Annotated in this window: 13 protein-coding genes and 1 pseudogene; 6 read left to right on the top strand and 8 right to left on the bottom strand. The window is 43.4% G+C overall.

Features of this window, described 5'->3' with window-relative positions; translation table 11 throughout:
- Window positions 1–381: 381 nt before the first annotated feature.
- Window positions 382–993, bottom strand: a complete 612-nt coding sequence (locus E5987_RS09885) for a response regulator transcription factor (protein ID WP_160335923.1) — start codon at window positions 991–993, stop codon at window positions 382–384.
- Entirely contained in the window at window positions 986–2704 is a 1719-nt protein-coding gene (locus E5987_RS09880; RefSeq protein WP_160335922.1) for a sensor histidine kinase, read from the bottom strand. Before E5987_RS09880 ends, E5987_RS09885 begins: the two co-directional genes overlap by 8 nt.
- 149 nt (window positions 2705–2853) lie before the next feature.
- Between E5987_RS09880 and E5987_RS09875 the strand changes: the two genes are divergently transcribed.
- Window positions 2854–4635 (top strand): flavocytochrome c, encoded by a 1782-nt coding sequence (locus tag E5987_RS09875; RefSeq protein WP_160335921.1) that lies wholly within the window; start codon window positions 2854–2856, stop codon window positions 4633–4635.
- Window positions 4636–5039: 404 nt separating this feature from the next.
- Here the strand turns inward: E5987_RS09875 and E5987_RS09870 are convergent, their stop codons facing one another.
- Both E5987_RS09870 and E5987_RS09865 read right to left on the bottom strand, forming a co-directional pair.
- Window positions 5040–5285 carry a hypothetical protein gene (locus E5987_RS09870; RefSeq protein WP_160335920.1) on the bottom strand — a complete coding sequence of 82 codons (246 nt, stop codon included), beginning with the start codon at window positions 5283–5285 and terminating at the stop codon, window positions 5040–5042.
- The gene (locus E5987_RS09865) at window positions 5282–5941 is read right to left on the bottom strand and encodes a hypothetical protein (protein WP_160335919.1); all 660 of its coding nucleotides are present in this window, start codon (window positions 5939–5941) and stop codon (window positions 5282–5284) included. The genes E5987_RS09870 and E5987_RS09865 overlap by 4 nt, the downstream gene beginning before the upstream one ends.
- Before the next feature lie 192 nt (window positions 5942–6133).
- Here E5987_RS09865 and E5987_RS09860 point away from each other — a divergent pair, with 192 nt between their 5' ends.
- Together E5987_RS09860 and E5987_RS09855 are read left to right on the top strand one after the other, a co-directional pair.
- Window positions 6134–6532 (top strand): hypothetical protein, encoded by a 399-nt coding sequence (locus E5987_RS09860; RefSeq protein ID WP_160335918.1) that lies wholly within the window; start codon window positions 6134–6136, stop codon window positions 6530–6532.
- A 65-nt stretch (window positions 6533–6597) separates the two neighbouring features.
- Complete coding sequence (locus E5987_RS09855) at window positions 6598–6777, top strand: hypothetical protein (protein WP_160335917.1); 180 nt, start codon at window positions 6598–6600, stop codon at window positions 6775–6777.
- Between the two features lie 223 nt (window positions 6778–7000).
- Here E5987_RS09855 and E5987_RS09850 read toward each other — a convergent pair whose 3' ends face one another.
- From E5987_RS09850 to E5987_RS09840, 3 genes are read right to left on the bottom strand one after another with little or no spacing between them, the layout of a single operon-like run.
- Window positions 7001–8251, bottom strand: coding sequence for an FAD-dependent oxidoreductase (locus E5987_RS09850; protein ID WP_160335916.1), 1251 nt, complete (start codon window positions 8249–8251; stop codon window positions 7001–7003).
- On the bottom strand, window positions 8244–8873 hold the full coding sequence (locus E5987_RS09845) for a response regulator transcription factor (RefSeq protein ID WP_160335915.1): 630 nt from the start codon (window positions 8871–8873) through the stop codon (window positions 8244–8246). Before E5987_RS09845 ends, E5987_RS09850 begins: the two co-directional genes overlap by 8 nt.
- Before the next feature lie 9 nt (window positions 8874–8882).
- Entirely contained in the window at window positions 8883–10568 is a 1686-nt protein-coding gene (locus E5987_RS09840; RefSeq protein WP_160335914.1) for a sensor histidine kinase, read from the bottom strand.
- Between the two features lie 199 nt (window positions 10569–10767).
- Between E5987_RS09840 and E5987_RS09835 the strand changes: the two genes are divergently transcribed.
- A complete protein-coding gene (locus E5987_RS09835) occupies window positions 10768–12234 on the top strand; it encodes an FAD-dependent oxidoreductase (RefSeq protein WP_160335913.1) in 1467 nt (488 codons plus the stop codon).
- A 51-nt stretch (window positions 12235–12285) separates the two neighbouring features.
- On the top strand, window positions 12286–12912 hold the full coding sequence (locus E5987_RS13515; RefSeq protein WP_160335912.1) for a cytochrome c3 family protein: 627 nt from the start codon (window positions 12286–12288) through the stop codon (window positions 12910–12912).
- A gap of 234 nt (window positions 12913–13146) precedes the next feature.
- Here the strand turns inward: E5987_RS13515 and E5987_RS13510 are convergent.
- A pseudogene (locus tag E5987_RS13510) lies at window positions 13147–13329 on the bottom strand (IS1634 family transposase); the annotation flags it as partial.
- 217 nt (window positions 13330–13546) lie between these two features.
- Here E5987_RS13510 and E5987_RS13505 point away from each other — a divergent pair.
- Complete coding sequence (locus tag E5987_RS13505; RefSeq protein ID WP_160335936.1) at window positions 13547–13714, top strand: DUF4372 domain-containing protein; 168 nt, start codon at window positions 13547–13549, stop codon at window positions 13712–13714.
- Window positions 13715–14196: the final 482 nt, after the last annotated feature.

Raw genomic sequence — 14196 nt, 5'->3', positions numbered from 1 at the left:
CACCGGAGATCTTAGAAGTTTGCGGATTAAAAATGCCAAATAGGTTCTGTTCCTTACATGAGCTTGCTAGAAGTCTAAAGACAAAGTTCCCGGACTTTAACTGCGCTGTGCCGACTCTAAAGAGGTTGGATTTATTATGACGCAAAAATAATTCTTAAACTGCCTCAACCTAAGTAACACAAGGGATGAGTTTTTTTTATTTACGAGATTCTCCTAAAGTCGGGTTTTTAACAGATGCCTGAAGGGGAGATGAAGAGTTTAGTATAGACCCTCGTCCAATTTCTCATATCTTGGGAACCTCATTCTGTTTGACTTGGTAACGTGTCTCACCTTTTTAACTTTTAAAATAAAAAGTCACTCAAAAGTTAAGGAACATGCATCTCAAACCTGTCCGGATAAGAGCAGTACTTTGCGCAGTTGTGCAAAATTTGAGATGCCTAATTTTCTATAAGCGTTTGCTCTATGTGTCTCTACCGTCCGCTCACTCAAATTTAATCTTGAAGCAACCTGGCAGTTCATCAACCCCATCGAAACAAGATCAATAACCTGTCGCTCTCTATTCGTTAATGAGGCTAACTTTTCGGCGGCTTCACCGCTTTCTCCGGTGATATGCATGTGGACTATTTTGAACTTTTCAATCGCATCTCCAACGGCCTTCAAGAGTTTGTCGGAATCCGCAGGTTTCTGAATTAGATCATTCGCTCCGTCTTTGAAAATTTTTATCGCCATATCCAGATCGGCGTGAGCAGTTAGAAAAATTATCGGAGACGTAAATCCCTTAATCTTTAACAGCTCCAAAAGTTCCATTCCGTTAATTCCAGGCATTTTGTAATCAAGAATCAGGCAGTCACACCTCAAATGGTCAACTGTTAAGAAGTCATTTGCGCTGGAGTATGTCTGAACTTCATAACCTTCGTTATCCAGTAGAAAGCCTAAGGCATCACAGTGATCTGCGTCGTCATCAACGATACAAATAATTTCTTTATCAGGCATTTTGATCTTCCATGATTTTTAAGGTTAATGTCGCACAAACTCCGCCGTACTTGAGCGGCTCAATATCAAAATTTCCGCCGTGATTTTCCATAATGGTTCTGACGAGAGATAAACCGATGCCTAACCCGTTCAATTTGCTGCTGTTTAATGGGACCGTCATGTCTTCTAGTTCTTTTTCAGACACTAAGGGTCCATTGTCCGTTACTTTAAGAATCGCGGTGTCATTAATCCGCTGAACAATTAACTCGATTTTTGGGTCCTGATTCTTCGAAGAAATGAGAGAATCTGCTGCATTCCTCAAGATATTCAATATTGCCAATTCAAGCTCCATTGGATTTGCATATAAGCGCATATCTCCAGAAATTCTTACTTTTAATGTGCCGCTAAATCGCCCGCTCTGTTTAAATACGCTGACCGCGTTCTCACAGACCCTTGTTAGAGAAATCTCCTGCTTATCGCTTCTTTTGCTGCGAGCATAATTTCTTACGCTCTGAACAATGGTTTCAGCTCTTTCTGCCTGAGAAAGAATCTTGCGCAATACATCAATGGACTGATCCTCGTGGAACTCTCCTTTTTCGAATTTCCTTTGAAGTGTCTGTGCATAGATTTTGAGACTTGAAAGCGGCTGCCTCAGTTCATGTGCAATCATTGAACTCATTTGTCCAATGATGCCTAATTTTTGAAGTGACTCATACTTAGCTTCAGAATCTCTAGATCGTTTATGCAGCAGCTGTTGCTTTTTTATCGAACGGGTTAGTTGATTCGTTCGCTTCCGAACTAAGAAATTTAAAAGTCCGCTGTATCCGGCTAAGCACATCAGTACAATCGCGAGCGGAAGAACCCAGTGTTTGTATTCCTTCAAAAAATTAGAAAATGTCCATTCATTAAGGATTGTGTACATTCCGGTCTTCAAATCCTGATATAACCGGTCCGTCCCGGAAAAATCCGTTGCAACACTCCAGCGATAACCGTATGAATCTCGAGGCATCGACAAAAGAACGCGAAGAACCTCTCGAGATAATTCATGGGGCGTGTTAGGTGAAGATGAAAATGACCAATTAGGATAAGCATTTGTTGATCGAACGCAAGGCTTTTCTTCAAGGACATTGATCACCTTCAGTTCTGTTCTGAACGGATGATTCTCAGGATAATTATCTTCAAGAAAGCAGCTTGGCACCGTCGCTACATCACCAGTGCCGTTTGATAATGCAATCAAGACATTGTGACTTCCGCTGTCCAGAAATATCTCTTTTGAGAAAAAATCCTTCGGATCATAGCCGTGTCCTGCGATCTCTCCGATCGGGACAACGTAACCGTAGAAACCCATAGGACGGTTACTCACAAGAACCCGCCCTTTCATATCCGCAAGTTCAGCAATTCCGGAATCTTTTCTTGTGATAAAGATTGAACCGAACGAATGATTAGGATCTGGAAATCGAGTTGACGTTATGGTTGCTAAATCACGGGCGCCTTCCGCCTGAAGCCTTCTGGACAATCCCGTTGTTGAAACAAAAAAATTAACCTCTCCAGAAAGTATCTTGCTCACTAATTCATTGACATGAATTAGCTCAAAAGAAACCAGATCTTTGCCAAATCTATCTATTAAGGATTGTCTCGTCTCTTCAAAAATCCTGCTGTGATTCTTTTCATGACCGCCTTCAGTCATGCCGACACGTATGACAGGCTGCGCTGAACACAGGCTACCGGTCAATAAGACACCTGCAAGAACTAAACAAATCCTTTTACACATGGGAGCTAAAGTTTTTCTTTTCTGTAGTGTACGAGCTGATTGTACTTAAGTACCCAATACTTAGGTACCCTGTTTCATAGACTAAAGAAAGATTAACAAGGAGAAAACTTATGAAGTCCTTCATCCTACTCCCTTTAGCTGCAGCATTATCATTTGCAATGGCTCCTGCTTCCGCCGCTCTGAAAGACGGCACCTACACTTCCACTGTTAACGGTCACAACGCTCCGCTCACAGTAAAAGTTACTATTGCTAATAACAAGATTGAGAATATCGATATCTCAAAGAATCTTGAAACTATTGGTGTTGGCAAGCTAGCTTTAAACAGACTTGCAAAACACATTAAAGATACGCAATCGGTCAACGTTGATAACGTAACCGGCGCAACTCTATCTTCCTTTGCTATCAAGAAAGGCGTTAGGGACTGTCTGACACAGGCCGGTGCTGACAAATCCGAATTTAATAAAAAGGTCGATGTCTATCCGACAAACGATGAAACACTCAAGACACAGATTGTTATCGTCGGTGGCGGTGGCGCCGGACTTGCTGCTGCCGTATCAGCTGTTCAGAACGGGGCAAAAGTTGTTGTTTTAGAGAAACTTGGCTATCTCGGCGGATCCACCAATGTTTCCGGCGGCGCCTTCAATGCTGTTGATCCGAAACGTCAGGGCGCCATGGGAATTGAAGACTCCGTGAACAAATTCTACGAACAGACGATGAAAGGCGGCCACAATGTCGGAAATCCTGAACTTGTGCATTATCTGACAGACAACGCCATGAAGTCGGTTGAGTGGCTTGAATCATTAGGCGCTGATTTTAAAGACAAAATCGGGACTGCAACCGGGGCACTTTGGCAGAGAAGTCACTACGGTACAACGCCCGCCGGCAACCACTATATCCGTGCTTTAGAAAAATTCCTTGCTGAGCATAAAGATGACGCAACAATCATCACCGATGCTGATGTTAAAAGTCTAATCCAGGACAAAGGCGGGAGGATTACAGGCGTAGTAGCAAATAACCACGGACGCAAAATTACCGTACTCGCCTCAAAAGGTGTAGTTTTAGCAACAGGCGGTTTCGGCGCTAACGTTGAATTACGACGTAAAGTTAACACCGGTGTATGGAAAGAAGTTGATCTCGGTAAAGGAATCGGCGCATCAACAATACAGAAATCCGCACAAGGTGACGGTATCGCGCTCGGTCAGAAAGCCGGCGCCGATGTCATCGGCATGTCCGATATTCAGCTTCATCCGTGCGGAACACCCGGAACCGGTTTAATGGAACACATCCGTACTTCCGGCCGCAATAGACTTTTTGTTAACGAGCTGGGAGACAGATTTGTCAATGAAGGTGCGGCTCGAGACACTTTATGCAAGGCCATTTTTGCACAGCCCCACTCTACTTACTGGTTAGTTGTTAATCATGTGAGATATCCTGCTCGCGACTGGGTAGATAGAAACGGAGCCACTATTGCGGATATGGCGTCATTAGGAGCAGTTGTTGAAGCCAACACTCTTGATGAACTAGCCAAGAAGACCGGTATGGATGCTGCAAAACTTAAAGCTTCTGTGGACGAGTACAACAAGGTTGCGACCGGGAAAGTTGAGAAGGACAAATACGGTTTTGTTGCGAACAATAAAGAGGACCGTCCGATGACAGAAGGTCCTTGGTATGCCGTTAAGAAAGTGCCGACAGTCCACCACACCATGGGAGGACTGAGGATCAACACTCAAACTCAGGTCCTTGACCACAATGGTAAACCTCTGCCCGGTCTTTATGCCGCAGGCGAAGTCACAGGCGGTATCCATGGTGCCAATCGTTTAGGCGGAAACGCTATAGCTGACATTTTCACATTCGGCCGGCAGGCAGGAAAAGTCGCAGCTGAATCCAAATAAATAGTTATCTAGCAAAGAGCCGACTCAAATGCACAGAGCCGGCTCTTTTTTATCTAGATTGAGACAGATTACAAGTTTTGTTCTCTATCAGGCCCATGTTGGCGCAGTTTTTTAAACCATATTGTCTAGCACCAATCTGTTTAATGTTCTCTAGGGCAGATTAATATTCATTTTCTCCGGTTATTCCTCGCAGCATCTCTTCTAATTCGGATGACACTTCTTCAAAATTTTTTAACGGGGGTAATTCGACTATTTCTTCAGCCGTTAAGGGATAGTTATGTGGGAAGTTTTCTCGAGTAAAAAAATCCAGTGCTCTCGGCGTAATTTTATTTACTTCTAACACTAATTCACGCGCCAGAGAGCCGGCCCTCATCACCTGAGCAATTTGAATTGGGTGAATCGCTTTAAATAATCTGTGCTCGCATTTCCTCGAAATTAACTTTCCTTACTCCTTCACGAATAAAGCTTTCTGAAATATGCGCTCCAGGACGGTTATAGTCGGAAACAGAAGCCCCAAAACAGCCAAAAAAAGAATTTTTCCGGTAGAGCACTTTCGGTGAGCAGATGCAAAACAAAGTGGCAGAACTTCTGGCGTCCTGAGTAACAACAACTTGATAATCCGGGAAAAAATCTTTTAAAACTTCTGTCAAAGCAAAAGCATTAGGTTCGCTCCCCCAAAGGAATCGAGTAAGACGGTTAAATTTTTATCCCAAAAAAAATCTCGATTTAGCCAGAGTAAATCACTGCATTCTTTCAATAGCTTAGAATCGATAGGGGTGTTTTTATTAATTACAAGGATGTGACTGTTAAGCACAGACGCAACTTTCTCGTATTGAGGTGCTAATTTCTTGTTATGTTTCCCTTGATTATCTAGGAAAAGAATGATTGGTTTAGCCGTATTGCCTCTAGAAAAGGTGGTCTCATGAGAAAACTTAAATCCAAATTCTTCTAGCTTTCTCCGGCTTATCCAATGTTCAAAGCTGCCGCAATCTAAGGTGAGGAAATCCGCTAACTCATCATTTGCCTTTATCCCCTTTGGCTGCAACAACCTCACTATTCGATCACGTATTACTTTGCGCCGTCTCTCGGCTGCTTCCAAATTATTTTTCCCAACTGATAGGGCAGTCTCATCTTGAACCTGCTTGTAGTAATGAGGTATTTGTTCCTCCAAAAGTTGGAATTCTTCTTCCGGACAATATATGCGGACGGCTTTTAGTACTTCTTGAGCCCCTTGAGTAAAAATCAGTTTACGCGTCCAAACATCAAGCGTTATCGTCAGCGGACGCCCGAAACGCGAAAAATGCACTCAGAGACTCAAGGTTCACTTGCCAAACTACGAAAAGGACTATCGGAAAAAGTTTACGGAAGATGAGGTATTTAAAGCGATGGAGCGTGCACTAGCCAAATGTTCAAATTTCGATGATGTCTTTACCAACCAGGCCTGAACAGCCATGGGCGCCTTTGTAAAGCTTCTCATTCAACTGAACAAATAATAACAATGACTCAACAACCTTCAGAGTATTTCGAAAGTTCGACATTCCTTGTAATTGATCAGCAAGATACATATGATAACCTTAGATTTCTAACTAACAGCATATCGGAAGCCGAGAATCAGTTGGAGAGGACTTTAAATGTGGTGTTTAAGAAGTGCTTTTTTGATGTTTCCGGCGTGGCCCAAATCTGCAAATTACTTGATAAGACAGGAGTAAAGCTTAACTCCTTTGTTTTAAACCACGAAAACTATTTATTGGAGCTTTGTCTGCTTTTCAGTGATGAGGGTTTCGTCCCTGAAGATTTTCCGGTATTTCCTTATCTTCCCACTGCAAAAGCCAGTGATAGAATTCAAACCCTTTCCTTTTTAAAACGGCCTTCGGAGATTTCGACAATGAGGTCTTGAAATATAACTCCGCTTTGTTGTCGATCGGGGAAGTTTCACTCCAATTAAACCTATACCGAAAACTTATGTCAGATGCAAGAGAAAGAGGAAGGCTCAGTGATAAGTTATCTGAGTATTTACTTCCGACAAAACCAATATTTATTGACGAAGCCCAAGTCTTACATGTATCTGACTTGGAACAGCTTGATTTTTTTCATTTGCACATTCTCACTCCAGAGCAACTGAAGCTTTTAGCAAAACTGTAATTTTCATTGCTTCCAATATGATGACGACAATCTCGAGAATCCCTACCTCATAACATTGTTCGATAAAGCCATGAAGTGTAGAGTGGCTCGAATCATTAGGCGCAGATTTTACAGAACAGCAACCGGTACACTTTGGCAGAGAAATCACTACGGTATAACCTACCGGCAACCACCATATCTGGATCAAGGAAAAACTCCTAAGCCGAACTTTAGGGGTTCCTTTTTATATCTTTAATGCCTCTCTCACCGCAACACGCGCAAACACCGCCGCAGAGGCTAAGTTGTCGCCAAAAGAACAGGCCTCGCCAAAGATGCCTCCGACGATTTCACCGGCTGCGAATAATCCTTTAATAGGCTGACGGTTTCTATCCAATACATTGGCGAACTCATTAACATTCAAACCGCCAAGGGAAGCCATAATCTTCGGTGCAAGAACTGCAGTTTTTGTGACATACCCTACTTTTTTTAAATAGAACGGATTCTTCCCAAAGGCTTCATCAGATTTGATTTCACAAGCTTTTCTGTATTGAGCCAGTGCATTTGAAAATCTGTCCTCAATTTTCTGAGGCCTATTAGCAGAGTCATTTCCCGAACCAAAATAAAGAATAGATGCACAGTGTCCGGACTGGCGAAGAACTGCTTCGCAAAGTGAAGAAAACTCTAAATCTTCCCGACAAAAACGCCTTCCTTCAGCGTTAACTAAAATAAATTCTGCCGGGTTTAAGAGCAACTGTTCAATCGCAGAATCTCCTACACTTAATTCAAAATAGCTCATGTGAACTGACTCTGCCCCGATATCCATGGCTGAGGTCAATACTCCGCCGTCACATAAAGGGCTTCCCAGATACTCGGAACCTGATAGTAAATTAAAGTTAGTCGAGACCAAACGATTAGAAGCGCAGAAACCACCTGCGCAAAGGATAACGCCAAACCTTGGAGTTAATTCAATGGTGTTTTTTCCACGCTCAAAAACAACCGATAACGGCTGAGAATCGTCTTTTTTAAACCCTACAACGTTGCTACCGTATGAGATAGTGCATGATAATGAATTAAGATGTGAAAGCAAAAAATTTATATAACTTTCCCCGTTCCCATAAATTGGTTTATGACTGCGCGGGTACAATGTTCCCGGCTCCTGAGTCACACTCCGCTCAAACTTAAATCCGATATGTTCAAGCCAATTCAAGGCTTCAGTTGCACCATATGTATATTTTTTTATCAGTTCGGGATGACCTTTTCCATGTCCGTACTCAAGAATATCTAGGAAATGCTTCTCGGGTGAGTCATGTACATCAATTGGAAATTGCCTAGCCGGATCGCATGAATTGAAAATTCCGTCAGACAGACCTGTCGTTCCGCCTGCTTGTATACCTTTCTCCAGTACAAGCACATTTAAACCCAATTCAACAGCGGTTCTTGCCGCACAGAGACCGGCCATGCCTGCACCAACGATAATTAAATCTAAATTAGACATTTTCAGAACTATTCATAATCATTAGTTTCTGGGCGAATTGAACAGCATTTCTCACACCGAATTTCGAAAACACATGAGCTCTGTGAACCTGTACGGTCCTCTCGGTTATGTTTAATTTGTCTGCGATTTGCTTATTTAAGAGTCCTTCCGCGATCAGCACTGCCGTTTCCTGCTCACGCGGGCTTAGGGCGTTCCAACTTCCGAGGATTTCTGATTTTTCAGTACTGCGCCGTCTTCTTTCTCGGTCAATCACTACCGCTTTTTCGATTGATGACAATAGGCTCTCGTCTTTTATAGGTTTCGGGAGGAAATCCAATGCACCTTTTTGCATAGCTTTCACTACCATTTCGATATCAGCGTGCGCGCTAATAAATATAACGGGAATTTTATGGACAAGGCCGCTTAATTTTGCCTGCAGCTCCAACCCTGACAATCCCGGCATCCTTACATCCAGGACAACACATCCTGGAACAGAAGGATCATCATGAGCCAAAAAATCTTCTGCACTGGCATACGTACGAACAAACCAGCCATCACTCTCAACAAGGAATTTATAAGAGTCTCTTACTCCGACATCGTCATCTACTATTCTCACGACGGCAAATGAATTCTTTACTTCCATGTTCATTCCTCATGCATTGCTGTGGAGTAAGACTGCGACTGAAAGTCCGGATGGTTTGTTCTTAATGAAGTCAACATGTCCTCCGTACCTTTCTGAAATTCTCTTCACAATTGAAAGACCGAGTCCTAATCCGCTGATCTTTGTAGATCTAAGCGGCTCTTTTAAATTTTCAAGTTCTGAGTCGTCAAGTGTAGGACCGTTATCAGAAACAATAATCTTGAGTGCATTTGATACTTTCTCTGCCCTAACCAGTACTTCCGGAACATGAAGTGTAGAAGTGGCCTCAAGCGCGTTTTTGATTAAATTTCTCGAAAGAAGCTCAATTTCCAAAGGATCTCCGATAAAAGAGATATCCGCCTCCCCTTCATAGTGCACAATAGGTTGTCTTTGAGAATTAACATAGTCATTGCAGATAGCCGCGAGCAAATCACTGACATTGAATTTAATGCGGTCCGAGGGCTTGCCTTTCGCATAACGCTGAACATGTTCAATTATGTCCGATGCGCGGCCGCTCTCTTTAATCAGCCTTGATATAGCAAAGGAGAGCGCCTCTTCGTCAAGATTTCCTTTTGACAATCTTCTCCGTATCGCCAATGAATAATTTGAAATTGCAGCTAACGGCTGTCTCAATTCATGAGCAACGATATTAGACATTTGGCCAACAATTGAAGCTTTTTCCAAGCTGTGAAAGTGTTCTTCAGCTCTAAATCGCTTCTCGTTAGCCTCAAAAAGTTCTTTTGTTCTTCTTTTGATTAGAAGGTTAGAGAAAATCGTAAGAGCAATCCAGCATAAAAGAACTGCGGCAATTGCCGCTACCCAAACAATATTCTCATTGACGAGTTCATTAAAGCTTTTCTTTCTGAAGCTTTTGTAAAACGGTTCATCGAGGAATGAAAGTATTTGGTGCATTTTTCTGTAGTCCCCTTCCGACGCCCAGCCCATACCGCCAACAGGAGGAAGGCTTTTCAGAAATGCTTCAATTCTTTCATTTTCATTTCTTCCAGTATTTAGCGTTGCGGCAAATATCCACCCCGGATAAGTGATTGTTGTGTGACCAAGAGCATAATCGTCTTTAATCCGAGGTTCTAGAAGTTTAAACTCTCGTTTAATTTTTTCTGGAAGACGTGTAAACAGGATCGGATCCACTGCAGCAGCGTGGATTTCTCCTGAATGGAATTCATCAAGCAAATCCTCATAAGAAGCCGGAATCGTTTTCAGTTTCACAAATCGTTTACTCGGGAACCCCTGCATTCTCAATTCATTTAGTACGTGAATTTTTATGTCAGGCGATGCATCTTCTGAAATACCAATGACTTTATTTTCCAGCTCTTTCAATGTATTGATTTTATGAACGCTATCGGCTTTCACAACTATTGCAGTGGAAGCTGCATGGTCTGAACTAATTGCCGCGCTTGGTTTTACAGCTGCCACGGCTTTTAAACCGCTGTATTTTTCCAGTGCTGCATACACCGTAGCGCTACAAATCATATAGTGCGCACCATTTAGCACATCCGGATTCTGAAGCTCTTTAACGGAAAAATAGCGAAGCTCCGGGATGCGATTTCGGTTAATTATCGACAGTCTTTGGAAGGTATTCGCAACAAGAGAATGAATACTATCGGAACCTTCTTTTTGAACTGCGATAATTAGAGGTGTTCTGACGGTTTCATAAGCGAGAGAGACGCTGCCAAACATCAGGCATGCAAAAGATATACCGAGGAATCTGAAGTGATGAGGCATTTTATTTATGTCAGAACGCTCCTCGGTTATTATGTGGAAGGAATAGCAGACCGTCAATTTCGTGTTCTACGTAGTGCGAGCTCACAATTTTCAGAATGCCGCTCAATTCATAAACTGAAACCGTTCTCGATAAACTCACTCTCAGGAGCAGCAAATGACAATTTCTACAAAACGCCGTACTTTTCTGACAGGCTCTCTTGCCTCAATGGCATTGACTGTTGCACCGCTCGTCACACACGCTGAAGGAAAAGACAAATTTGACTGGTCAAAGACTTATGACGTCATCGTTGTTGGTTCCGGCGGCGCCGGATTATCCGCAGCAGTAGCCGCCGCTCAAAACAAAGCCTCTACAGTCGTCATTGAAAAGATGGATATCATTGGCGGGAATACGCGCATTACCGGCGGAGCTTTCAATGCGGTTGATCCTGTTGAACAGGAGAAGAAAGGCATTAAAGACAGCGTTGAACTGCACGCTGAGCAAACGCTGAAAGCGGGCGACTATCGCGGCAATCCCGAGCTTGTAAAAGAATTTACCAAGCGGGCCCCGGAAGCGCTGCAATGGCTGAAGGACTGCGGAGTTGTTTTCCTTCCAGGCGTCTATCAGGTTTACGGTGGTCTTCACCCGAGAGCCCACAGCTCAAATAAACCTTTCGGACTGGGATACATCGAAGCACTTGAAAACAAATGCAAGGAACTTAATGTTCCTATTTTGCTCAATACAAAAGTCGTTCGTCTCATTCGCGAAGGGAACCTAACCGGCAGAGTCATTGGTGTTGAGGTTCTTACTAAAAGAGGAAAAACTCAGTTCTTGCGTGCTGTCAAGGGTATTGTTATCGCGTCCGGCGGCTTCAGCGCAAATCCGCAGGCACGAGCACTTCATGATCCGAGACTTTATGATCTTCCGACGACCAACCATAAGGGCGCTACAGGTGACTTGATTTCTCCTGCTCAGGACATCGGAGCCGAAGTTGTTGGTATGGATTATATTCAGCTGCTTCCGGGCGGCGCTACTACCGGCCGTTTTATTGGCATGGTCAGTCCGGTTGAAAGCGTCATCTTTGTTAATAAGAACGGAGACAGATTTGTTGCTGAAGACAATCGAAGAGATGTGATCGCTGATGCAATTCTTGGCTCCCCTACCAAGGTGGTATTCGGTATTCGGGATGCAGACGGTTATGCGGCAATGAATAAAGGCGCAACCAAAGCATTTAATGGTGCATTTGAGATCGGTGATGCGGTTAAAGCGGATACGTTAGATGAATTGGCCGCCAAACTGCAAATTCCTGCGGAAAACTTAAAGAAAGCCGTTGACACATACAATAAGGCCGTCGATGAAAAGAAGGATCCCTTCGGACGCAATCCGAAGATGCTGATTCACAAGATTGAAAAGGGACCGTTCTATGCAGGCAGACTGACTATGGCCGCTCACCATACAATGGGCGGCTTAGCTATCAACCCTCGCGCACAGGTTATGGATAGGCACGGGAAACCGATTCCCGGCCTTTATGCTGCAGGCGAAGTGACCGGCGGCGTTCACGGAACGAACCGCGTCGGCGGCAATGCTGTCGCTGAAATCTTCACTATTGGCAAAATTGCCGGTGAAAACGCATCCAAAGACTAATAACTAATAGAACACGCGCCAAATCTATTGATTTGGCGCCGGAGTTATCCCATGAGAAGATTTGTATTTCTCCTTCCTTTTATTTTGCCGCTTACGGTTTTTGCTCAGACACCCTGTAGTCAGTGCCATCCCACTCAGCCCATTCAAATCAAAAATCATCTGGATTTTTCTTCTCTCAACGCTTCTTCCTGTTCAAGCTGCCACAGCGGAAACGGCAAATCGATCTTTTATATCTTACACAAAGGACACTTAAAAAAAGTTCCCTGTACGACTTGTCATGAAAACAAGAATGGAAAGGTCAATCTTCTTGCAGCGAATTCCAACTCGAATCAAAATACGATTAAAGAAGACGATTTTGAATTATACGAAGAGCTCTTTGACACATTTTCCGGGACGACCTCGAGGCTCCATCTAAGAAACAGAAATTCCTGCAGTTCTTGTCATACAGACGGTATTCCTGTCGAAGGGGCACAAGTATCCAATGAAATATGTCTATCGTGTCACGGCAGCTATGAGGACTTAGCGAAAAAGACTAGATCAGACAAAAAGGCCAATCCGCACGAAAGTCACCAAGGAAAGCTCGAGTGCAGCCGATGCCATAAAGGCCACGAGACATCACGGTCATACTGTACCGAGTGTCATGCAAATTTCAATCAGGTCATGCCAGAAGTGAAATAACTCTTCCTTGTCCGTCTATTAAAATATTTTGGGAAGAGAAAAATCTGCATTGTCCCAATATCAATCGAACAAGTTGCACGTTTTTTTATCTCTCACTGGCAGCTTTTCGCAATCAAAAAATAATCGGCCCTGGAAGTAACTCCAGGGCACCTTTCACTTAGAAGTATTTATTACTTACTAACCTAAAAGTCATCTAAAGGTCACTTCAGAAATTTAGACCACGATAGCTTTTAGTTAGTTCTGCGGTTTTTCTTCGAAGCCGGATATTCCCAGCAATCTAAAGAACAACCGATCGCGCTTTGTATCACCGCTTCTTTGTATATCGGACATTCCCTCAATTTTTAGGTTGGTTAACTCTATGCAGTCGAACCAGTCAATTAAGCTTTGCATTGACTGCTTGTCCAGCCACTTGAGTAGCGTAAACGTCGTCCAATAAATATATCTTGAAGCACTAGTGTCCAAAATAAACTTTCACAATTGAGATAACCCGCATGCGAACATGCTGGCGATCAGATAAAGTTGATTTTTGCCAAATAAACAAACGGAGCACCAGCATGCGGAGAACAACGATATCTATGTCCCAACTTGTCTAGCTCATGGGCGGGAAAATTGAGTTTCAAAACTTGGTTACTCACTGTCAATCCGACAAAGGGCCAAGGGGCTTACGACGTGGAGCCAATTTATCGCAATGCTTTTTTGCCAACTCTCCGGGGCGGATTCATTACGGGAGATTTCCGACGGCCTCTATTCGGTCAGAAAACACTTTAACCCCTTGACTTTCGCCTCGGGGTTCTTTACCTAAGTACCTAGCAGCAACGCAATAACAGCAGAGTGAAAATCAATTTAATGACTATTCTTGCTATCCGCTTTATACTAGAGGCATGAGATTTATTTGTGGACATGATCTCATCCTTATAAGGCGGCTCGGAATTACCAGTTCTGAGCCGTTTCGCTTGGTTTCTGCACTGATCGAGAAGATAACCTCCAACTTCTCAATTCCTCCACTGTCATACCCTACAGAGTTGGTGTTGGTATTTTAACAGACCTTTAAAAGTGCCTTCCCGAATATCTTAGGTGCATTTCGTTTGCGAACTGCTCAGGAAGCTCTTAACCGCCTTGATGCTCAAAATGAACTACCTCGCACTCACGTGCGAGGTTTCATGGGAGCGTGCTCCCATTTCTAGCAATTGGCGAACACCCACACATGCATGCAGGTTTCGTACAATTGCGGGCGTGTCCACAAAGACGCCCCCATCGAGTTCGAGCAGCTTTTTGAGCCACTCA

Origin of the sequence: Parasutterella muris (assembly GCF_009767915.1) — a bacterium.
Taxonomy (GTDB): Bacteria; Pseudomonadota; Gammaproteobacteria; order Burkholderiales; family Burkholderiaceae_F; genus Parasutterella; species Parasutterella muris.
The sequence above is the reverse complement of the archived record's forward strand: the minus strand, read 5'-3'. Positions and strand labels throughout refer to the sequence as shown.